We start from the raw sequence: 21,679 nt of genomic DNA, 5'->3' as shown, positions 1-21,679 counted from the left end.
ACCATGCGGGAGGACCTGAAAGGCGTTGTGGTGCGTCTGGGTATCTTCCTGACGGTCTGCCTGCTGACCGCGTTCCTGCTGGTCGGCGTCTTCGGTGAGGTGCGGTTCGGCGACGGTCGCACGTACTACGCCGAATTCACCAACGTGTCGAATCTGCGGGAAGGCAAACTGGTCCGGATCGCCGGTGTCGAGGTCGGCAAGGTCAAGAAGATCTCCGTCAACCCGGATGCGACCGTGCGGGTCGAGTTCACCGCCGACGAATCGGTGACCCTCACCGAGGGCACCCAGGCGGTGATCCGCTACGACAACCTGTTCGGCGACCGCTACCTGGCGCTGGTGGAAGGCGCCGGCGTCAAGATACTCGGCCCGGGCCAGACGATTCCGCTGTCCCGCACCAAACCGGCGCTGGACCTCGATGCGCTGATCGGCGGGTTCAAGCCGCTGTTTCGTGCGCTGCACCCCGACCAAGTCAACGCGCTTAGCGAGCAACTGCTGCAAGCGTTTCAGGGTCAGGGCCCCACGATCGCGTCCTTTCTGGAACAGGCCGCGGCCCTCACCAACACGCTCGCGGACCGCGATCAACTCATCGGGCAGGTGGTCGACAACCTCAATGTGGTGTTGGGTTCGCTTGGGGGTCAAAGCGATCGGCTGGACAAGGCGGTGACGTCACTGTCGCAGCTGGTTCGCGGGCTTGCGGAACGCAAGACCGACATCTCCAACGCCGTCGCGTACACGAACGCCGCCGCCGGTTCGATCACCGACCTGCTGTCGCAGGCCCGGCCGCCGCTGGCGAAGGTCGTCCGCGAGACCGATCGGGTCGCGGGCATCGCGCTGGCCGACCACGACTACCTCGACAACCTGCTCAACACGCTGCCCGACAAGTACCAGGCCCTGGTCCGCCAGGGGATGTACGGCGACTTCTTCGCCTTCTACCTGTGCGATGTGGTGTTGAAGGTCAACGGCAAGGGCGGCCAGCCCGTGTACATCAAGCTGGCCGGTCAGGCCTCCGGGCGGTGTGCGCCGAAATGAAGACATTCGCCGAACGCAACCGGCTCGTCGTCGGCGCCGTCGGCATCGTGGCGGTCACCGGGGCCGTGCTGGCCTCACTGCACTACCAAGAGCTGCCGTTTTTCGACCACGGTAAGACGGTCTCCGCGTATTTCGCCGACGCCGGCGGACTGAAGACCGACAACACCGTCGAGGTCTCCGGCTACCCGGTGGGAAAGGTGTCCAGCATCGAGCTCGACGGCCCCGGCGTGCTGGTCAAATTCAGAGTGGACACCAATATTCGGCTCGGCAACCGCACCGAGGTGGCGATCAAGACCAAGGGCCTGCTGGGCAGCAAGTTCCTCGACGTCCTACCCCGAGGCGACGGGCGCCTGGACGGTCCCATCCCGATCGAGCGGACGATGTCGCCCTACCAGCTGCCCGACGCGCTCGGCGACCTGGCCACCACGATCAGCGGCTTGAAAACCGACCGGCTGTCCGAATCGCTGGACACCCTGGCGCACACCTTCGCCGACACCCCCGCCGATTTCAGGAACGCGATGAAGGGCGTCGCCCGCCTCGCGCAGACGCTCGACGACCGTGACGCCCAGCTGCGCGGCCTGCTCGACAACGCGGCCAAGGCGACGGGCGTGCTGGCTAAGCGCACCGACCAGATCGTCGGCCTGGTGCGCGACACCAATGCGGTCCTGGCACAGCTGAGAACGCAAAGCGCCGCACTGCAACAGATCTGGACGAACATCTCGGCGGTGTCCCGGCAGTTGCAGGGCTTCATCGCCGAGAACCGACAGCAGCTCCGGCCGGCGTTGGACAAGCTCAACGGCGTGCTGGCCATCGTGGAAAAGCGCAAGGAACGCGTGCAGCAGGCCATCCCGCTGATCAACAGCTACGTCATGTCGTTGGGCGAGTCGCTGTCGTCGGGCCCGTTCTTCAAGGCCTATGTCGTGAATCTGCTGCCGGGACAGTTCGTTCAGCCGTTCATCGGGGCCGCATTCTCCGACCTCGGTCTGGACCCGGCCACGTTGCCGCCGTCGCTGCTGACCGACCCACAGACGGGCCAGCCCGCGACGCCGCCGCTGCCGATGCCCTACCCGCGGACGGGCCAGGGCGGCCCGCCGCGGTTGAACCTGCCCGACGCGATCACCGGCAACCCCGGCGACCCCCGCTATCCGTTCCGGCCGGGGCCGCCGGCCCCGCCGCCCGGTGGCCCGCCGCCCGGCCCACCCGCGCCGCCGCCACCCGCACAGCAGCCGGGAGGTCAGCGGTGACCCAGAGGCTGCAAAGAGTCCGCTCCGTGCTGGCGACCGCCCTGATCCTGGTGCTCGTCGCGGGCGTGATCGTCGCGATGCGAACGACCGGCGAGACCGGCCGCACGGTCGTCGTCGCCTACTTCGACAACAGCAACGGCGTGTTCGCCGGCGACGACGTGCGCATCCGGGGCGTCCCGGTGGGCAAGATCCTCAAGATCGAACCGCAACCGCTGCGGTCCAAGATCTCGTTCTGGTTCGACACCAGATACAAGGTTCCCGCCGACGCCAACGCGGCGATCCTGTCGCCGCAACTGGTGACGGGTCGGGCGATCCAGCTGACGCCGCCGTACACCACCGGGCCCACCATGGCCGCCGGCGCGGTGATCGGCCAGGACCGCACCGTCGTGCCGGTCGAGTGGGACGACTTGCGGGCGCAGTTGCAGCGGCTGACCGAGCTGCTGCGGCCCTCCCAGCCCGGCGGCGTCAGCACGCTGGGCGCGCTGGTCAACACCGCCGCCGACAACCTGCGCGGGCAGGGCGCCACCATCCGCGACACGATCATCAAACTGTCCCAGGCGGTTTCAGCACTCGGTGATCACAGCAAGGACATCTTCGCCACCGTGAAGAATCTGTCGACACTGGTCACGGCGCTGCACGACAGCGCGGACCTGCTCGAACAACTCAACCGCAACCTGGCGTCGGTGTCGTCACTGCTGGCCGACGACCCCGGCAAGGTCGCGCAGGCGGCCGAGGACCTCAACGCCGTCGTCACCGACGTGCAAACCTTCGCCGCGGAGAACCGCGAGGCGATCGGCACGGCGTCGGACAAGCTCACGTCGGTCAGCAAGGTGCTGGTCGACAGCCTCGAGGACGTCAAGCAGACGCTGCACATCAGCCCGACCGTCCTACAGAACTTCAACAACATCTTCGAACCCGCCAACGGTTCGCTGACCGGCGCGCTGGCGGTGGCCAATTTCGCCAACCCACTCGCATTCCTCTGCGGCGCGATCCAGGCCGCATCACGGTTGGGCGGAGAGCAGGCGGCGAAACTCTGCGTGCAGTACCTGGCGCCGATCATCAAGAACCGCCAATACAACTACCCACCGATCGGCGAAAACCTCTTCGTCGGCGCACAGGCCAGGCCCAACGAGGTCACCTTCAGCGAGGAATGGCTAAGGCCCGACTTCGTTCCTCCGGAGACGAACGCGCCACCCGCGCTGGTGCTTCCGGGCGCGCCCGGCGGCAGCGCGGCGGTCACCACCGATCCCGCAGCCGGCCTGCGCGGCATGATGCTGCCGCCGGGAGGTGGCCCGTGAAGCGGCCCGCGCGCCGGTTGCGCCTGGCCCGCTCGGCGGCGGGCCTGCTGATGATGCTGACCGCCGTATCCGGTTGCGGCTGGCGCGGTTTGAATTCCCTGCCGCTGCCCGGCACGCAGGGCACCGGCGCGGGCTCCTATCTGGTCCGCGCGCAGATGCCGGATGTCAACAACATTCAGCCGAATTCACGGGTCCGCGTCGCGGACGTGACGGTCGGCCATGTGACGAAGATCGAGCGTCAGGGCTGGCATGCCCTGGTGACCATGCGCCTCAACGGCGACGTCAGCCTGCCCGCCAACGCGACGGCCAGGATCGGCACCACCAGCCTGCTGGGCTCCTACCACATCGAGCTGGGCGCGCCGAAAGACGAAGCGCCGCAGGGTGCTTTGCGCGACGGCTCGGTGATTCCGCTGTCCCGCGGCGGTGCGTACCCGAGCACCGAGCAGACGCTGGCGGCGCTGTCCCTGGTGCTCAACGGCGGGGGACTGGGCCAGGTTCAGGACATCACCGAGGCCCTGAGCACCGCCTTCCGCGGACGTGAGCAGGACCTGCGCAGCCTGATCGGGCAGCTCGACAAATTCTCCGGTTACCTCAACGACCAGTCGGCCGACATCATCGCGGCCACCGAGAGTTTGAATCGGCTGGTCGGCAAATTCGCTGCCCAGCAACCGGTTCTGGATCGCGCCCTGGCGACCATCCCCGACGCGCTCGCGGTGCTCAACGACGAGCGGGAAAAGATTGTCGAGGCAGCCGATCAGCTGAGCAAGTTCAGCGCCCTCACCGTCGACTCCGTCAACCGGACCAAAGCGAACCTGGTCAAGGAACTGGCGCAACTGGGGCCCGTGCTGGAGTCGCTCGCCAACGCCGGCCCGGCCCTGACGCGGTCGCTGTCGCTGCTGGCCACGTTCCCGTTCCCGAACGAGACGTTCCAGAATTTCCAACGCGGCGACTATGCCAACCTGACCGCGATCGTCGACCTCACGCTCAGCCGAATCGACCAGGGACTGTTCACCGGAACCCGCTGGGAGTGCCACCTGACCCAGCTGGAGCTGCAGTGGGGCCGCACCATCGGCCAATTCCCCAGCCCGTGCACGGCGGGCTACCGCGGCACCCCCGGCAACCCGCTGACGGCGGCCTACCACTGGGACCAGGGGCCCTAGATGCTGCACCTACCGCGTCGAGTCAAGATCCAGCTGGCCGTCTTTACCGTGATCGCCGTGGGCGTCCTGGCCGTCACGTTCCTGCATTTCGTCAAGCTGCCGGCGATGCTGTTCGGCGTAGGCCGCTACACGGTGACGCTGGAGCTGCCCGAAGCCGGCGGGCTGTACAGCACCGGCAACGTGACCTACCGCGGCTTCGAGGTGGGCCGCGTGGAATCGGTGCGGCTGAGCGAAACCGGCTCCGGCACCGGTTCCCAAACCGGTGTCGTGGCGGTCCTGTCACTCAAATCGGGCATCGACATCCCCTCGGACCTCAAGGCCGAGGTACACAGCCACACGGCGATCGGCGAATCGTATGTCGAGCTGTTGCCCCGCAACGCCACCTCGCCACCGCTGAAGGATGGCGACGTCATTTCGCGCGCGAATACCTCAGTGCCGCCGGACATCAACGAATTGCTGGGCGCGGCGAACACGGCGCTGGCGGCAATCCCGCACGAAAACCTGCAGACCGTCGTCAACGAGTCATACACCGCGGTAGGCGGACTCGGGCCGGAGCTGTCCCGGCTGATCATAGGTTCGTCGAACCTGGCGAGCGATGCCCGCACGAATCTGGACCCGCTGCTGGCCCTGATCGACCGGGCGCCTCCGGTGCTCGAATCGCAGACCCGCAGCTCGGATGCGGTCGCCGCGTGGGCGGCGCACCTGGCCGCGGTCACCCGGGAACTGCAGGCGCACGACCCGGCCGTCGGGGCCGTAATCGACCGTGCCGGACCGGCATTGGCGGAGACCCGCCAGCTGATCGAGCGCGTGCAGCCGACGTTGCCGATCCTGCTGGCCAACCTCGTCAGCGTCGGCCAGGTCGCCTTGACCTACCAGAACGACATCGAGCAGCTGCTGGTGGTGTTCCCGATGGCCATCGGCGCCGAGCAGGCCGGAATCCTGGCCAACCTGAACACCAAACAGTCCTACCGGGGGCAGTATCTGAGCTTCAACCTCAACATCAACCTGCCGCCGCCGTGCACGACGGGCTTCCTGCCGGCCCAGCAGCAGCGCGTCCCCACGTTCGAGGACTACCCGGGCCGCCCGCCGGGTGATCTGTACTGCCGGGTGCCGCAGGACTCGGCGCTGAATGTGCGTGGCGCGCGTAACATCCCGTGCGAGACGGTGCCCGGCAAGCGTGCGCCCACAGTGAAGTTGTGCGAGAGCACCGAAGCGTACGTGCCGCTCAATGACGGCTACAACTGGAAGGGCGACCCCAACGCCACGGTGCCCGGCCCGGGACCTGCTCGGGACATCCCGCAGTTGCCGCCCGTCGCCGCGGTCCCGTACGACCCGGCCACCGGCACCTATATCGGGCCCGACGGTCGTCAGTACACCCGATCGGACCTGACCCAGGCCGGGCCGAAAGACAAGAGATGGCAATCGATGCTGCTGCCGCCGGGAAGCTGACGGCACTCAGCCACGACAGGAATGGAGGACGGCATGTCTGAAAGGCGGAGGGCGCTGCTGTTCGGGCTGGTCGTCGCCGTGGCGCTGGCAAGCCTGCTGGGCTGGTGGGGATTTCGCGCCCACCAGACGCAGCGGGCGCAGCAGCAGCGCAGCCAGTTTCTGCAAGTCGCCCGCCAGGGCGCGCTGAACCTGACCACCATCGACTGGCGGCATGCCGACGCCGACGTGCGCCGCATCCTGGACAGCGCGACCGGTGAGTTCTACAACGACTTCGCCAGGCGGTCAAAGCCATTCATCGAGGTTTTGCAGCAGGCCAAGGCCACCACGGTCGGCACGATCACCGAAGCCGGGCTGGAGTCACAGACCGCCGATGCCGCTGCGGCCCTGGTGGCGGTGTCGGTGCAGACCTCCAACGCCGGCGATGCCGACCCCGTTCCGCGGGTGTGGCGAATGCGGATCAACGTGCAGAGGGTCGGGGATCGGGTCAAGGTTGCCAACGTCGGGTTCGTGCAATGAGCACCGCCGCGCTGCGGGAAAGCCCCGAGGAGGCAATCGAATCCGTCACCGACGAGTCTGGGGAGACCGAGCAGGCCGGTCGTCCCTCGCCCCGCGTCAACTGGTCGCGGCTGATCGCCTACGGGGTGCTGCCTGCGCTGGCGTTGTCGCTCGCGGTGGGGGCGGGCTGGATGCGATGGCAGGATTGCGCCGCCCGGGCCGGGACAGACGCTCGCACGCAATCCGTTCAGGCCGCGACCGACGGCACCGTCGCGCTGTTGTCCTACCGGCCCGACACCGCGCAGACGGACCTGGAATCGGCACGAGGCAGGCTGACCGGCACATTCCTGAAGGCCTACACGCAGCTGACGCGCGACGTGGTGATCCCCGGCGCCAAACAGAAGCAGATCTCCGCGGTGGCCACCGTGCCGGGCGCGGCGTCGGTTTCGGCCGCCCCCACCCACGCGGTGGTGCTGTTGTTCGTGAACCAGACCATCACCGTCGGTCAGGACGCGCCGACCAGCACTGCGTCCTGCGTCCGGGTCACCCTCGACAAGGTCGACGGGCGATGGCTCATCGCGCAGTTCGACCCGGTCTGAGCCGGCGGAAAGGGGAACCCACATGCCTCGTCGACTGACGGTGTCCACCCTGCTCCTCGTGCCCGCCGCGCTGTCCATGCCCACGGCGCAGGCCGACAACAAGCGGCTCAACGACAGCGTGGTCGCCAACGTCTACACCGTCCAGCAGCAGGCCGGCTGCAGCAACGACGTCAGGGTCAACCCGCAGCTGCAACTGGCCGCGCAGCGGCACACCATTGACGCGCTGAACAACCGAAACCTCAACGCCGACGTAGGCTCCGACGGGTCCACGCCGCAGGACCGGGCGAACGCCGCAGGGTTCCGCGGCCGAGTCGCCGAGACGGTGGCGACCAATCCCGCGATCTCGATCAGCGGGGTCGAGGTGCTCAACCAGTGGTATTACAGCCCAGCGTATTTCGCCATCATGTCCGACTGCGCCAACACCCAGATCGGAGTGTGGTCGGAGAACAGTCCGGATCGCTCGGTCGTGGTGGCCGTGTACGGGCAGCCCGAGCGCCCGACGCCGCGCAAGGCGCCGTCGGCCGGCCCTCCGCCGCCGGTGGCGCTGGCGGAAAACGTCCCGCTCGACCCCAGCCCGGACTACGACGCCAGCGACGAGATCGAATACGGCGTCAGCTGGCTCCCGTGGGTCCTGCGAGGTGTCTACCCGCCGCCCGCCATGCCGCCGCAATAGCCTTGGATTACAAGGCATGAAGTCGCATGCATGGGCCGCCACGTTGCTCATCGGCGTCGCTGGGGTCCAGCTTTCGGTGGCGGTCCCGGCGCGCGGCGCGCCGGCTCCCGAGGTGGAGTACCTGTACGACGTGACCGTGCGGCGGCACTACAACTTTCCGGACACCACCGATGCGCTGGGTTATGGCCGTGGGATATGCGAAAAGGTCAGTGCCGGTGTGAGTTACGCCCAAATGATGCGTGACGTGCGGGCGGAGGTGACGCCCAGCGACGAGTTCGCCGCCAATTACCTGGTCTCCTATGCGGTGAATCTACTGTGCCCTGACCAGATCTGGCGGCTGCGGAATTCGGCGGCCCGCTAGCGGCACGCGGACGTCCCCGGCGGTCCTACCACGTGAGGCGGTCCGCGGTGGCGGCCAAGGCCGCACGGCAACCGGACCACATCTGCGTGATGATGTCGGCGGCCGGCAGGATCTCGTCGATGCGGCCGGCGACCTGCCCGGTGTTGGCGACGCTGGCGTCCATGTCGCCGTCGAAGTAGAGCTGCTGGACCCGCTGCAGCGCCGCCGCGCCTTCCTGTACCGCCATCGACGCGTCGATCCGGTCGGCGGCCGGCGTGCGGATCACCCGCATCATGCGCTTGCCGTCGAGGGGGAGCAGCACGGTGGAGGTCTCGTCGGCGCCGACGACGGCCCGCTTGAGGTTGCCGTGCACTGGCGAATCCGCCGAGGCCAGCAGCCGGGTGCCCATCTGCACCGCCTCGGCGCCCAGGACGAAGGCGGCCGCCATCGACCGTGCGTCGCAGATCCCGCCCGCCGCCACGATCGGTACGTCGACGTGGGCCGCCACCAGCGGCAGCAGCACCATCGTCGACGCGCCGAAGCGGTTCTTGAACCCGCCGCCCTCGACACCCTCCACCACCAGGCCGTCCACGCCCGCGTCGACGGCCTTGCGCGCCGCCGCCAGCGTGCCGACCACGTGGAACACCGTGATGCCCGCATCGTGGAGCCGGTCGATGAGCAGCCCGGGGTCACCGGCCGAGGTGGTGACGAACCGAATGTCGTTGGCAACCAACAGGTCCACGACCGCAGGGTCACGGTTGAACAGCAGCGCGATGTTGGCGCCGACGGAGCCGTCGGTGAGATCGCGCACCCGCCGCAGATCGGCCCGGCCCTGCTCGGAGGTGGTCTCGATGATGCCCAGAGCGCCGGCGCCGGAGACGGCCGCGGCGAGCTGGGCACCGGCGATGTAGGTCATCGGCGCCTGAACGATCGGAATGTCGATCCGCGCCAGCTCGCAGACCCGGTTGGCCGCGGGCTCAGTCGCCATGACGTCCCCGGCCGCGTGGCTCGATCAGCTCGCGGAAGGATTCGGCCCTGTGCACCGACGCGCCCAGTGCCCGCACCCGATCGGTCAACGCCTGGTCCGACGTCACCACCCGGACGTCCTGCGGTCGCGCGTCAGCGCTAACCAGCCGGACGATCTCGTCGTCAGCGGAGTTCGCCGCGGCCCTGGGGGCGTGCGCCACCCGGACCACCGACGCGGGGATGGCGCTGATTGGCGGGCGTTCGAACACCACCGTCACGTCTACTTCTTCGGCGCCTTGGTCAGCCGCCCACCGGTCGAGGCGCTCCACCAGCACGGCCATCGCGCGGTGGCGATCCTTCCACCAGCCGTCGGGACGCGTGCCGATCACGTTCATGCCGTCGACGATCCACCGCAAGTCAGAACCATCGTCCGCGTTTGCGCCTTTTCACTCCCGCTTGCAACTGCTCTTCCAATGCCCCGAGCGCGTTGACGACCTCGAGGTGCGACAGGACGAGCAGCCAGTTCAGCTTGTGCTGCTCCTCGGCGCCGGGCTCGCTGTCACCGCGCTCGACATAGCTGATCAGGTACTTGCGCAGCTCCTGGCTCCCGGTCATGCGCTCCGGGACCTTCAAGTTGCGCAGGATGGTGCCCATGTCGGGGTTGGTCACACGACTCTCCTAGGCTGGGCTGGTCACGCGGCGGCCGATAATGTCGTCAGACGCGTCGCTCGCCCGGCAACGGGCCATCTTGCCTATTGGGGTCGTTCTCCTCGGTGTCGTTGACGAGGGATGTCGGCATCCCCGGCTTGGAGGATCCGCCCTGCGCGCCCTGCATCGCGCTCAGCGGGGCGGTGCCGGCGCCCATCGCGGCGGACCCGGCGTTCGCGACGCTGCCGAGCGTGCCCGCGGCGCCACCCGTCCCGGCGGCGCTCGTCGGGAGCGACTCGGCGAAGTTGGCCAGCAACGGCGCGCCGGCCGCCGCCGCGCTCGGCATCGTCGGCGCGAGGCGCGAACCGAGGTTTGCGGCCCCACCCGCCCGGGCCGCGAACTGCTGCGCGGTGGATGCCGCGGCGTTGAACACCAGGGCGCCGGCGGCATCGTCGTCGACGTTCGCGTAGTTGGTGGCGATTTCCATCAGCGCCATTCCCGCGCTCATCAGCTCCTGCTGCGCCGCGGTGTTGGAGGCCAGCATCTGGGTGCCCTGCAGGGCGAAGGCCAGCGCGGCCTGTATCGACACCTCTTCGCTCCCGGCGGGGATCAGGCCCGTCAACGACGCCAACGCGGAGGCTCCGGACTCCAGGCCGCCGGTACCGATGTTGACCATCTGGTTGGCGATGTCACCAGCGGACGAATCGTGTGACAACGAATCCATGTGCGTCTTGCTCCTCAGTGTCTGTTACCGGCCACCAGCACGCTGGGCGGTAGGCCAATTCTAATGGTCCGATCGGGTACCAACGGACGGAAATCCGACGTTGCCCCTCTCCCGCCGACATCCCGCCGAGTTTTAGGCACCCGCGCCGGACCTACCACACGGCCCCCGACACCCGTGAGCACAATGCGCAAAAGCGCGAAATCGTCGGTTACCCCGACTATCGCTTACAAGAGCGACACGGCGGAATCCGCTCCGTAACTTCGGTCTCACGGAATAACCGAACACGCCGCACGGCACGGGAAACCAAGCAATTCCCACAATCGCGACGCTCACTCGCGAATAGCCGTCCCGCGAGACAAGGATCGAGAAAATGGTTTCATTGGGAAATCTGAACGCATGGCACCCGCCGCAGGGCCCAGTCACCACCTGGATGGTTTCGTCTTCGGCGGTCGAGGCGGCTCACGAGGCACGCCGATGCGATCTACCTGCAAGTTTCCAGCGTGCCCAGCACCTGCGGAGCGCCTTCGACGGCATGGCGGCGGGCAAGCAGCTACCCCGGCTGATGATCGTGGCCTGGGACATTCCCGGCGTGTGTGACATTGCGGCGATGACGGCCGCAATTAACGCGCACGTCCGCCGGCACGACAGCTACCACGACTGGTTCGAACTCGAGAACGAGGTATTTGTCCGGCGCCGGATCGACGACCCCGAAGTCATCGATTTGGTGCCCGTGGAGTTTGGGCAGATGGCCGTCGAACAAATACGCGCCCATGTCACGGCGACCACGCCGGCGACGCTCGAATGGGGCGGTTTCACGTTTGGCATCGTCCAGCACACCGACCACTTCACCTTCTACGCCAGTGTCGATCACCTCTACATCGACGGCATGTCCGCGGGCGTGATCTTCTTCGATATCCACTTGGCGTACGACTACCTGCGGCAGGCTCCGAATGGGACGCGGCCGACGCCGACTTCTCCCGTCGCGAGCTATCGCGACTATGCCGCGCGCCAGCACGAGAGGGTGGGAAAGCTGACCCTGTCGTGCCCCGAGGTCAAGACCTGGATCGATTTCGTGCAGGGTATCGGCGGCACCTGGCCAAGCTTCCCGCTGCCGCTCGGTGACACCCGGGCCAGCACGAGCGGCGAGTTCCTGACGGTCGAGTTGCTGGACGCCACGGACACGGAGTCCTTCGACACCGCCTGCCACGCGGCCGGTGGCCGGTTCAGCGGTGGGGTGTTGGCGTGTGCGGCCCTGGCCGAGCATGACCTGACCGGCGCAGACACGTACTACGGGTTCGCTCCGCACGACACGCGGACGCCGATGGACCTGATGACCGTCGGATGGTTCGCCGGCCTTTTTCCGGTCACCGTGCCGGTCGGCACCGGGTCGTTTCCCGACGCGGTCCGCGCGGCGCAGGAGTCGTTCGACGCCAACAAGCCCCTCGCCGGCGTCCCATTTGAGCGGGTCCTGGAGTTGACGACGCCGGACCAACTGGGGATCGAGCTGGGCGCCCGTTCGGAATTGATGCTGTCGTTCATCGACGTCCGCAAGATACCTGTGGCCGAGTTGTTCGAACAGACGAATTTCGGTACCTACGGCGACAATCTGTCGCACGGCGGGGTCAACATCTGGATTACTCGGCACGTCGACAAGACCACCGTGACGATCTCGTTCCCCGACAACGCGACAGCGCGGGCATCGGTGCAGCGCTATATCGCGGTGCTGCGGCAGGCGTTCACGTTCGCCATAGAGAGCAGCCCGGAGCGGATGGATGTGGTTGTGGATCACGCGAATTCGACGCAGGGCATACCGATCATCAGGTTGTAGCCGGCCGTGCGCACAATGCGCAGAACCGCGAAATCATCGCTAACCCCGACTATCGATCACAAACGCGACTCGGCGCGAGAGGCGCCGTAAGTTGAATCTCAACAAATAGCCGAAAACTCGGTCCATTGGCTCCGGAACCCATTCCGGCAGAGTCGATTCAGAAGACCGCGGTGCCGCTTGTCGGCAAACGGCAAGTGACAGAACAGGAATGGAAGAACAATGAGCAACGTACTTGATCTGGTCGACCAGACCTTCTTTCGCCTCGGCCAGGCCGCCGGGGTCGCGCAGGGGGTATGGGTGTACAACCGCCCGGTCGACATCGAGGGACTGCAGCGGTTCCGCCAGCACCTCCAGCAGGGCCGGTTGGCGCGCCGCATCGAGCGCTCGCGCCTGCCGTTCGGCCGGCATCGCTGGGTCGCGGCGCACGATCATCACGAGCTCGAGATCGCGGCGCCCCGGCGGCGCGAGGATTTCGATGGCTGGCTCAACGAGCAGGCCAACGTGCCGCTGGACGCCGAGCGTGGTCCCGGTTGGCACCTTGCGGTGCTGCCGTTCGCCGACGGCGGCGCCGGGGTGAGCCTGGTGATCAGCCACTGCATCACCGACGGCATCGGTGGGATCGTCGCGATCGCCGAGGCGGCCTGCGGCTACGACCACCGAATCGGCTGGCCGGCCGCCGGGTCACGAACCCGCTGGCAGGCCCTGCGCGAGGACGCCCGCCAAACCGCGCGCGACATCCCGGCCATCCGCCGGGCAGTCGTGGCGGCGGGCCGCATGGCCCGGATGGAACGGGCCAACCGGCGCAGCGCCAAGGCCCCCGGCAAGGCCCTCGCCAGGCGGGAGGTGCCCATCCCATTCGGCGACGAATACATCACGCTCCCAACGGCTACGGCGTTTGTCGACGCTCACGACTGGGACGTCTGCGCGCAGGCACTCGGCGGGACCAGCAACTCGCTGCTCGCGGGCGTGTCGGCGCGCTTGGCCCGGCGGATGGGACGCATCGCCGCCGACGGCTCGGCCACCCTGGCGATACCCGTCAGCGAGCGCACCCCCGAGGACACCCGCGCCAATGCCGTCTCGATGGTCAACATCACCGTCGATCCGGTGACGGCCACGACGGACCTCCGTGAGATCCGGACCACCACAAAGCAGGCGCTGATCCGTCGCCGCGAGACACCCGACGAGCGGCAGACACTGCTGCCCATCGTCCCCCTGGTGCCGCAGCGGCTGATCAAGCGGATGGTCGGCGTGGCCACCGGCGGTGCAAGCAATGTGGTCGTCGTCTCCAATCTCGGTGCGGCTCCGTGGGCCGTGTACCAGCCGGACGGTACAGCCGCCGACTACGCGTCCGTCCGGTCGCTGTACCCGGACGTGACGAAGTCGATGATGCACGAGCTCGGCGGGATGCTGTCCGTGCACTCCGGGCGCGTGCAGCGGCACGTCGTCATCTCCGTCGCCGCATACCAGCCCGACGAGGCTAACTCGAGCGAGGTTCTGCAACAACGTCTTTCGGAGGCCTTGGGCGAATTCTCGCTGACCGCGACCATGGGTTGGCCCTGCCCGGAACCGGTGGGCAGGCACCGCTAGCCCGGCCGCACCAAACCCGCAAGACCCGACAAGAAAGGACCCCGGAAAATGAGCAACGTAATCGATCTGGTCGACCAGACCATGTTTCTGGGCGAGCGGGCAACCGGAACCACGAGCCTGTTGCAGTGCGTCTGGGTGTATGACCGCGCCGTCGACCTCGACGGGCTGCGCCGGTTCCACCGGCACCTGCTGAGGGGGCGGTTGAGCCGTCGCATCGAACGCTCACCGCTGCCCTTCGGGCGGCACCGCTGGGTCTCACCCGGTGGTCAGTCCGACCTCGAAATCGTCGAGACCCCTCGTCCCCGAGCCGAATTCGACGCCTGGCTCGGCGAGCAGGCCACCATCCCCCTGGACGCCGAGCACGGACCGGGATGGCACCTCGCGGTGCTGCCGTTCACCGACGGCGGCGCGGGGGTGAGCCTGGTGACCACCCACTGCCTCACCGACGGTGTCGGGTTGTGCGAGGCGGTTGCCGACGCCGCCGCCGGCCGTCACGACCCGGTCAGCTGGCCCGCGGCGGGCTCCCGCCCGCGGTGGCAGGCGCTGCGCGAGGACGCCCGCCAGACGGTGCGCGACCTCCCGGCGATCGGCCGGGCCGCCGTCGCCGCCAAGCGGTTTGCCCGCGACGGTGGCGACGGATCGGCCGCGGCGTCCGTGCCGCAGCCGGCCGCCCCGTCCGCCGGCGCGGACCAAACCGTCGCGCTCCCAAGCGAAACCATCTTCGTCGACGCCGACGAGTGGGACGCCCGGGCACACGCGCTCGGGGGGACCAGCAACTCGCTGCTCGCGGGATTGGCGGCTCGCCTCGCCCAGCGCGTGGGCCGCCTCAACGCCGACGGCTCGGTCGCTCTGACATTGCCGGTCAACGAGCGCGCCGACGGCGACACCCGCGCCAACGCCATAACGAACGTCGACTTCACCGTCGAACCCGCGACGATCGACCTGCGCGGGATCCGGGCCGCGATCAAGGGCGCGCTGATCCGCTCCCACGACGAGCCCAACGCGCGGTGGGCGCTGCTGCCGTTGACGCCCTTCCTGCCGAAGTGGCTGGTCAGGAGGTTGGTCGGCCTTTCCGCCGGCTGCGCCGCGAGCGTCGTCTCGTCCAACCTCGGCGCGGTCGACCCGGCCGCCCACCGGCCCGACGGCACCGACGCCGACCACTTCGCCATGAAGTCTCTCGGACCCGGTGCGACGACGGCGCTGATGGATCGACTGGGCGGCTTGCTGGTGCTGCTGTCCGGAAGAGCGCAGGGCCGGGTCTTCGTCTCGGTCCTGGCGTACCAGCCGGGCCGTAGCAACTCGAACGACGAACTGCGCGCGCACCTTTCGGGCGCACTGGGCGATTTCTCGCTCACCGCCACGAGCGGCTGGCCCGGCCCGATGTCAGTGCCAACGGCTGCATAACCCCAACAAAAGAGAGGACCACAGGACCATGGACAACGTCATCGACCTGGTCGACCAGATCGCGTTTGTCGGCGAGCGGGCGACCGGCACCAAGAACATGATGCAGAGCGCCTGGGTGTATGACCGCGCGCTCGACATGGACGGTCTGCGCCGGTTCCATCACCACCTGCAGCGGGGCCGGTTGTCCCGCCGCATCGAGCGGTCGCGGTTGCCGTTCGGGCGGCACCGCTGGGTGTCGTGCAGCGATCAGTCAGACCTCGAGGTCGTACGCCCCCGGCCGCGTGCGGAATTCGACGCCTGGCTCGACGAGCAGGCCGACATGGCGGTGGACGCCGAGCACGGGCCCGGATGGCACCTCGCGGTGCTGCCGTTCACCGACGGCGGCGCGGGCGTGAGCCTGGTGGTCTCGCACACCCTCGCCGACGGCATCGGGCTGTGCGAGGCGCTGGTGGCCGCCGCCGCCGGCCGCCACGACCCGATCAGCTGGCCCGCGGCCCGGTCACGCCGGCGCTGGAAAGCGTTGCGCGAGGACGCCCGTCAGACCGCGCGCGACATCCCCGCCATGGGCCGCGCCGTCGTCGCCGCGGCACGATTCGCGCGGCGCAACCGCGGTGCGAGCGTTGCGCCGGCCGGCCCGGTGCGTGCGCGGTTCGTCGGACCCGACGAACCGATCACACTGGCCAAGGCCACGCTCTTCGTCGACGGCGCCGAATGGGACGCCCGCGCTCAATCACTCGGGGGCACAAGCAATGTGCTCTTCGCGGGGGTAGCGGCCGGACTGGCCCAGCGAGTGGGGCGGGTCAACGCAGAGGGGCTGGCCACCTTGGCGGTGCCGGTCAACGAGCGCGTCGACGACGACACCCGCGCCAACGCCCTCACCGCGGTCGAAATCAGCGTCGACCCCGTCGCCGCGACCACCGACCTGCGCGCAATCCGGGCCTCGATCAAGCAAGCGCTCATCGGCCGCAAAGAAGTGTCCGACGAGCGGATGGCGCTGCTGGCCCTGGCGCCGCTGTTGCCGCGGTGGCTGGTGCGGTTGATGGTCGGACTGGCCCTCGGCGGCCCGGCGACCAGCGGATCATCCCACGTCGGCGCGCTCGCGCCGGCCGTGAACCGGCCGGACGGCACGGATGCGGACTACCTCGCGATGCGAAATCTCGTCGCGGGGCTGACCACATCGACGGTGCACCAGACCGGCGGACTGCTGGGAGTGAGTTCGGCGCGAATGCACGGGCGGCTCTTCATCACCGTCCAGGCCTATCGTCCGGGCGGCCCCAATTCGAACGCCGAACTGCTACAACATATTTCGAGCGTGCTGGACGACTTCTCGCTCACCGCCACCATCGGCTGGCCCTGCTCCGAACAGGCAAGCGGGGCGGCCGCGTAGCTGAGCACAATGCCGAAAACCACGCAATCGCCACTAATCCCGCCTATCGCGCACAACCGCGACAGCGGCACCGACGGCGACTTACGTTCGGTCTCAAAAGAAAAGGACTTCAAGCACATGAATAACGTGAACAACCTGGTCGATCTGGTCGATCACACCTTCTTTCTCGGCGAGCGGGCGACCGGAGTCACCAGCGTGCTGCAGTGCGTGTGGGTCTACGACCGCGAGGTCGACCTCGACGGGCTGCGGTGGTTCCACGGTGGGCTTCGGCGGGGACGGTTATCCCGGCGGGTCGAACGCTCACCGTTGCCGTTCGGTCGCCATCGCTGGGTCGCGGCCGGCCAGCAGTCCGACCTGAAGATCGCGCAGCCTCGACCACGCGCCGAGTTCGACGCCTGGCTGGCCGAACACGCCAACAGCCCGCTGGATCCGGAGCGCGGACCCGAATGGCACCTCGCGGTGCTCCCGTTCACCGACGGCGGTGCGGGAGTCAGCCTGATCACTTCGCACTGCATCACCGACGGCGTCGGCCTGTGCGAGGCGGTGGCCGACGCGGTGGCGGGTCGCGACGACCCGATCAGCTGGCCCACCGCCCGGTCACGCCGGCGGTGGCGCGCGTTGCGCGCGGACGCCCGCCAGACCAGGCGCGACCTGCCCGCCATCGGGCGGGCGGTGCGTTCGGCGGCCGCCGCGGCGCGCGCGGCCCGGCAAGGCGCGGCGGCGGCGCCAGCCGCCACCCCGCTCGTCGGCGCCGACGAACGCGTCTCGCTGCCGATGGCGACGGTCTTCGTCGACGCCGACGAGTGGGACGCCCGCGCGCACGCGCTGGGCGGGACCAGCAACACCCTGCTCGCGGGACTGGCCGCGCGGCTCGGCCGGCGCGCGGGCCGGGTCACCGCGGACGGTTGGGTCACGGTGAGCATGCCCGTCAACGAGCGCACCGCCGGAGACACCCGCGCGAATGCGGTCGCGCCGGTGGAGATCCCGGTCGACCCCGCCCCCGCGACGACAGACCTGCGCGGGATCCGGGCCGCGATCAAGCGGGCGCTGACCCGACACGAGGAGTTTCCCGACGAGCGGCTGGCGCTGCTGCCCTTGGCTCCACTGATGCCGCAGTGGCTGGCCCGGCGCATGGTCGGGCTGGCCGCCGGTGGTGCGACCACCGTCGTCTCCTCCAACCTCGGCGCGATCGACCCGGCCGTCTACCGGGCGGACGGCACCGACGCCGACCACTTCGCCATCAAGGGCTACAACCTGGGCGTGACCAGGGCCGTCATGCACCGCACCGGTGGGATGCTGGCGTTGCTGTCCGGACGGCTGGGCGGGCAGGTCTTCGTCTCGGTACTCGCGTATCAGCCCGGCAACGCCAACTCGAACGACGCGCTGCGGCGGATCCTGTGGAGCACCCTGGACGACTTCGCGTTGCCCGCCACCACCGGCTGGCCGCGCGCCGAGCCGGTGGCCGTTCGGACCCCCCTGCACGTGCGCCGGAGCCCCGGAGGCTTCCGAGCATAATGCGCAAAACCAGGTAATCGGCGCTTAAGCCGACTATCGCCCACAACCGCGACACGCCTACCGGCGGCGCCGTACGTTCGCAACCAAGCCGCCAGCCCCGGCGCCGATCTTCGCCCCCGACACGAATGAGGGATTTCACCATGTTCAGAAAGTCCGCTGCACCCAAGGGTTCGCCACCTGCCAAGCCCCCGGTCAACGCCTTCGCGGTGTTGGGTCGCTTCGCCGTGCGCGCCCCCTGGCTGATCATCGGCGCATGGATCGCGGTGGTGGCCGTGCTGACCGTGGCCTTCACGCCGCTGACCAAGGTGGTCGAAAGCCAGCAGGCTCAGCTGTTGCCGCCGGAAGCCCTCGCGGCGGCCGAGCAGATGGCCAAGGACTTCGGCGAATCCGCACAGAACGTCATGGTCGTCGTCCTCGCCGACGACAAGGGTCTGAGTCCAGGCGACGAGGAGGTCTACAGCAAGCTGGCCGCCACCCTGCGCGCCGAAACCAACGACGTGGCCGGCGTCCAGGACATGATCACGACGCCGCCACTGCGCGCCCTGATGGCCAGCAAGGACCACAAGGCGGCCTACCTGGCCGTGATCCTGAAGGCACCGGTCGGGTCCCCGCAGTCCTCGCAGTCCTACCAACGAATCACGGCAATCGTGAAGCGTTCCACCGCGGGCACCGCGGTGAAGGCGCAATTGACGGGTCAGGCCGCCATGGTCGGCGACATGTCCATCGTCACCGCGAGCGACATGCACGTCATCGAGATGGTCACCCTGGCGCTCGTGCTCGTCATCCTGCTGGTGATCTACCGGCGACCCGTGACCGTGCTGCTGCCATTGATCGTCATCGGGGCTTCGGTGGCGGCGTCGCAGGGCGTCGTGTCCGGGTTGGCTCAGATCGGGCTCGGGGTCTCTCCGTTGACGATCGCGTTGATGACGGCCATGATCGCGGGCGCGGGCACCGACTACGCCGTCTTCCTGATCAGCCGTTACCACGAGTACATCCGTGCCGGCGCCGACTCCGACCTGGCGGTGACTAAGGCGTTGAGTTCGATCGGTGAGGTCATCGCGGCCTCGGCGGCCACCGTCGGGGTCACCTTCCTCGGCATGTACTTCACCCAACTCCCCGCATTCACGAGCATCGGCCCCGCACTTGCGATTTCGATCGGTATCGCGTTCCTGGCCGCCGTCACGCTCTTGCCTGCCGTGCTCACGGTCACGGGTCGGCGCGGCTGGATCACGCCCCGGGCGGCGCTCACGGGCCGGATGTGGCAGCGCTCGGCCGTGCAACTGGTCCGCCGCCCGAAGTCGCATCTGGTGATAAGCCTGTCGCTGCTGCTGGTGTTGGCGGGTTGTGCGGCCTTCCTGCAGCCGACCTTCAACGACCGCCTGCAATTGCCGGCGTCGGCGCCGAGCAACGTCGGCTTTGACACCATGACGGAGCACTTCTCGACGAGCTCGCTTCTGCCGCAGTACATCTACGTCCGCTCGCCCCAGGACCTGCGGACGTCGCGGGCCCTGGCCGACCTGGACCAGATGGCGCAGCGCGTGTCGCAGCTGCCCGACATCGCCGCGGTGCGCGGCATCACCCGGCCCACGGGCCAGCCGCTGGACCAGGCCAAGGTCAGCTATCAAGCGGGGGAGGTCGGCTCCAAGCTCGGGGACGCCTCTACACAGATCAGCGACCGGGCCGGCGACCTCGAGGCGCTGACCAACGGCGCCGATCAACTGGCGGACGCCCTGGCCCAGGTGCGTGACGAAATCCGTAACGCCAGCGGGCCCATGACCCAGATGGCCGCGCAGCTGGGCCAGGTGCAGCAGCAACTCGCCACGGCGGCCGGCCTGCTGGACAACGTGCGGGGCCTCGCGAACGGATCCACCGTCACGGGTGCCGCCGGCGCGGTGGGCCCGTTGCTGAACACGCTGAACAGCAACCCCCTATGCAACGTCGATCCGTCCTGCGACAGGGCGCGCGCCCAGCTTCAGCAGCTCGCCCAGGGCGGCGGCAACGTCGGGCTGCCAGGCGTGCAGGCGGCGATCGGGGGATTGACCGCGCAGCTGGCAGCAGCCTCGAACAGTCTGCGGTCGGTGGGTGGCAGCGCCGCCGGCATGACGGCCAAGATCGCGCAGATGCGCACGGCCTCTGAGCAACTGGCCGACGGCAGCCGCAAACTGGCCGACGGGGTACGGACGCTCGTCGACCAGGTGAAGAAGATGGGCGTGGGCATGAACCAGGCCGCCCAGTTCCTGACGTCGATGAAGCGCGATGCCGCGGCACCGTCGATGGCGGGCATGTACATCCCGCCGCAGGTGCTCACGTCGGACGACTTCAAGAACGCCGCAAAGGTGTTCATCTCACCCGACGGCCACTCGGCGCGCTACCTGGTCGAGACCAAGCTCGACCCGTTCAGCGCCGCCGCGATGGACCAAGTGACCTCGATCCTCGACACTGCCCGCGGCGCGCAGCCCAACACCTCCCTGTCGGATGCATCGATCTCGATCGTCGGCACCACCGCGACGTATCAAGCGATGCGCGGCTACTACAACCACGACCTGCGACTGATCATCGTCATGACCCTGCTGGTTGTACTGCTGATCCTGATCTTCCTGCTCCGGGCGATCGTGGCGCCGCTGTATCTGATTGCCTCCGTGGTCATCTCGTATATGTCGGCGGTGGGCGTGGGCGTCATCTTCTTCCAGTGGTTGTTGCATCAGCCCCTCAACTGGAGCGTGCAGGCGGTGGCGTTCATCGTGCTGGTCGCGGTAGGAGCGGACTACAACCTGTTGCTGATCACGCGGATTCGTGAAGAGTCGCGCGTCGGCATCCGCTCCGGCATCATCCGCGCGGTTCGCTCCACCGGTGGAGTCATCACCTCGGCCGGCCTGATCTTCGCCGCCTCGATGTTCGGCCTGGTGTTCGGCAGCCTGACGACCATGACCCAGATCGGCTTCATCGTCGGCATGGGCCTGCTGATCGACACCTTCGTGGTGCGCACCGTCACGGTGCCGGCCATGGCGGCGCTGATCGGCAAGGCCAACTGGTGGCCGTCCAAGAAGACGCACACCGCCGGGCACAGCGTCCGCGTCGAGCCCGGCGTCGCCGCGACCGAAGCGCTGCCCACCGCACCGGCTACCGCGGAGCGGACGGACGCCGGTGTCGGCACCACGCATCGCTTGACGCCCGACAACCTGCGGCGTTCGGCGGCCCGTCGGCGGCGCTCAATCACGCAGCCCGGCAAGCGGGTTCGCCGCCTCACGGTCGCCGGCACCAGGCAGTAGAAGACCACGAGCAGCGACGCTCCAGCGAACTGCGGCCCGTCTCGCCACCGCGCGGGGCGGGCCG

Annotated in this window: 19 protein-coding genes; 15 read left to right on the top strand and 4 right to left on the bottom strand. The window is 68.4% G+C overall.

Annotated features, from left to right (window positions below):
• Positions 1–3: 3 nt before the first annotated feature.
• The 9 genes from AC5Y5V_RS11070 to AC5Y5V_RS11030 are packed head-to-tail and all read left to right on the top strand — an operon-like array spanning position 4 to position 8,308.
• Positions 4–1,029: a virulence factor Mce family protein gene (locus tag AC5Y5V_RS11070; protein WP_499934135.1), complete on the top strand. Its 1,026-nt coding sequence runs from the start codon at positions 4–6 to the stop codon at positions 1,027–1,029.
• A complete protein-coding gene (locus tag AC5Y5V_RS11065) occupies positions 1,026–2,273 on the top strand; it encodes an MCE family protein (protein WP_499934131.1) in 1,248 nt (415 codons plus the stop codon). The genes AC5Y5V_RS11070 and AC5Y5V_RS11065 overlap by 4 nt, the downstream gene beginning before the upstream one ends.
• Positions 2,270–3,571, top strand: a complete 1,302-nt coding sequence (locus tag AC5Y5V_RS11060) for a virulence factor Mce family protein (protein WP_499934128.1) — start codon at positions 2,270–2,272, stop codon at positions 3,569–3,571. The genes AC5Y5V_RS11065 and AC5Y5V_RS11060 overlap by 4 nt, the downstream gene beginning before the upstream one ends.
• Before the next feature lie 50 nt (positions 3,572–3,621).
• Positions 3,622–4,731: a virulence factor Mce family protein gene (locus AC5Y5V_RS11055; protein ID WP_499934233.1), complete on the top strand. Its 1,110-nt coding sequence runs from the start codon at positions 3,622–3,624 to the stop codon at positions 4,729–4,731.
• Positions 4,732–6,180, top strand: coding sequence for an MCE family protein (locus AC5Y5V_RS11050; RefSeq protein WP_499934125.1), 1,449 nt, complete (start codon positions 4,732–4,734; stop codon positions 6,178–6,180).
• Between the two features lie 33 nt (positions 6,181–6,213).
• On the top strand, positions 6,214–6,696 hold the full coding sequence (locus tag AC5Y5V_RS11045; protein ID WP_499934121.1) for an Rv1363c family protein: 483 nt from the start codon (positions 6,214–6,216) through the stop codon (positions 6,694–6,696).
• On the top strand, positions 6,693–7,274 hold the full coding sequence (locus AC5Y5V_RS11040; RefSeq protein WP_499934118.1) for a hypothetical protein: 582 nt from the start codon (positions 6,693–6,695) through the stop codon (positions 7,272–7,274). Before AC5Y5V_RS11045 ends, AC5Y5V_RS11040 begins: the two co-directional genes overlap by 4 nt.
• Positions 7,275–7,296: 22 nt before the next feature.
• Positions 7,297–7,947: a CAP domain-containing protein gene (locus AC5Y5V_RS11035; protein ID WP_499934115.1), complete on the top strand. Its 651-nt coding sequence runs from the start codon at positions 7,297–7,299 to the stop codon at positions 7,945–7,947.
• Between the two features lie 16 nt (positions 7,948–7,963).
• A complete protein-coding gene (locus tag AC5Y5V_RS11030; protein ID WP_499934112.1) occupies positions 7,964–8,308 on the top strand; it encodes a DUF732 domain-containing protein in 345 nt (114 codons plus the stop codon).
• A 25-nt stretch (positions 8,309–8,333) separates the two neighbouring features.
• Here AC5Y5V_RS11030 and AC5Y5V_RS11025 read toward each other — a convergent pair whose 3' ends face one another.
• From AC5Y5V_RS11025 to AC5Y5V_RS11010, 4 genes are read right to left on the bottom strand one after another with little or no spacing between them, the layout of a single operon-like run.
• A complete protein-coding gene (locus tag AC5Y5V_RS11025; RefSeq protein WP_499934108.1) occupies positions 8,334–9,275 on the bottom strand; it encodes an NAD(P)H-dependent flavin oxidoreductase in 942 nt (313 codons plus the stop codon).
• Positions 9,265–9,669 (bottom strand): NYN domain-containing protein, encoded by a 405-nt coding sequence (locus AC5Y5V_RS11020; protein WP_499934104.1) that lies wholly within the window; start codon positions 9,667–9,669, stop codon positions 9,265–9,267. Before AC5Y5V_RS11020 ends, AC5Y5V_RS11025 begins: the two co-directional genes overlap by 11 nt.
• A gap of 1 nt (position 9,670) precedes the next feature.
• Positions 9,671–9,922, bottom strand: coding sequence for a hypothetical protein (locus AC5Y5V_RS11015; protein ID WP_499934101.1), 252 nt, complete (start codon positions 9,920–9,922; stop codon positions 9,671–9,673).
• 46 nt (positions 9,923–9,968) lie between these two features.
• On the bottom strand, positions 9,969–10,625 hold the full coding sequence (locus AC5Y5V_RS11010) for a PE family protein (protein WP_499934097.1): 657 nt from the start codon (positions 10,623–10,625) through the stop codon (positions 9,969–9,971).
• A gap of 370 nt (positions 10,626–10,995) precedes the next feature.
• Here AC5Y5V_RS11010 and AC5Y5V_RS11005 point away from each other — a divergent pair, with 370 nt between their 5' ends.
• The 6 genes from AC5Y5V_RS11005 (at position 10,996) to AC5Y5V_RS10980 (ending at position 21,615) form a co-directional block, all read left to right on the top strand.
• A complete protein-coding gene (locus AC5Y5V_RS11005; protein ID WP_499934092.1) occupies positions 10,996–12,453 on the top strand; it encodes a condensation domain-containing protein in 1,458 nt (485 codons plus the stop codon).
• 219 nt (positions 12,454–12,672) lie between these two features.
• On the top strand, positions 12,673–14,040 hold the full coding sequence (locus AC5Y5V_RS11000; RefSeq protein WP_499934089.1) for a hypothetical protein: 1,368 nt from the start codon (positions 12,673–12,675) through the stop codon (positions 14,038–14,040).
• Positions 14,041–14,088: 48 nt separating this feature from the next.
• On the top strand, positions 14,089–15,444 hold the full coding sequence (locus AC5Y5V_RS10995) for a WS/DGAT/MGAT family O-acyltransferase (protein ID WP_499934085.1): 1,356 nt from the start codon (positions 14,089–14,091) through the stop codon (positions 15,442–15,444).
• Positions 15,445–15,472: 28 nt separating this feature from the next.
• Positions 15,473–16,831 carry a hypothetical protein gene (locus AC5Y5V_RS10990; protein WP_499934081.1) on the top strand — a complete coding sequence of 453 codons (1,359 nt, stop codon included), beginning with the start codon at positions 15,473–15,475 and terminating at the stop codon, positions 16,829–16,831.
• Between the two features lie 126 nt (positions 16,832–16,957).
• On the top strand, positions 16,958–18,346 hold the full coding sequence (locus tag AC5Y5V_RS10985) for a hypothetical protein (protein WP_499934230.1): 1,389 nt from the start codon (positions 16,958–16,960) through the stop codon (positions 18,344–18,346).
• Between the two features lie 140 nt (positions 18,347–18,486).
• On the top strand, positions 18,487–21,615 hold the full coding sequence (locus AC5Y5V_RS10980; RefSeq protein WP_499934076.1) for an MMPL/RND family transporter: 3,129 nt from the start codon (positions 18,487–18,489) through the stop codon (positions 21,613–21,615).
• Positions 21,616–21,679 lie beyond the last annotated feature (64 nt).

The sequence above is a fragment of the Mycobacterium sp. NGS68 genome, from assembly GCF_059812195.1.
The sequence above is the reverse complement of the archived record's forward strand: the minus strand, read 5'-3'. Positions and strand labels throughout refer to the sequence as shown.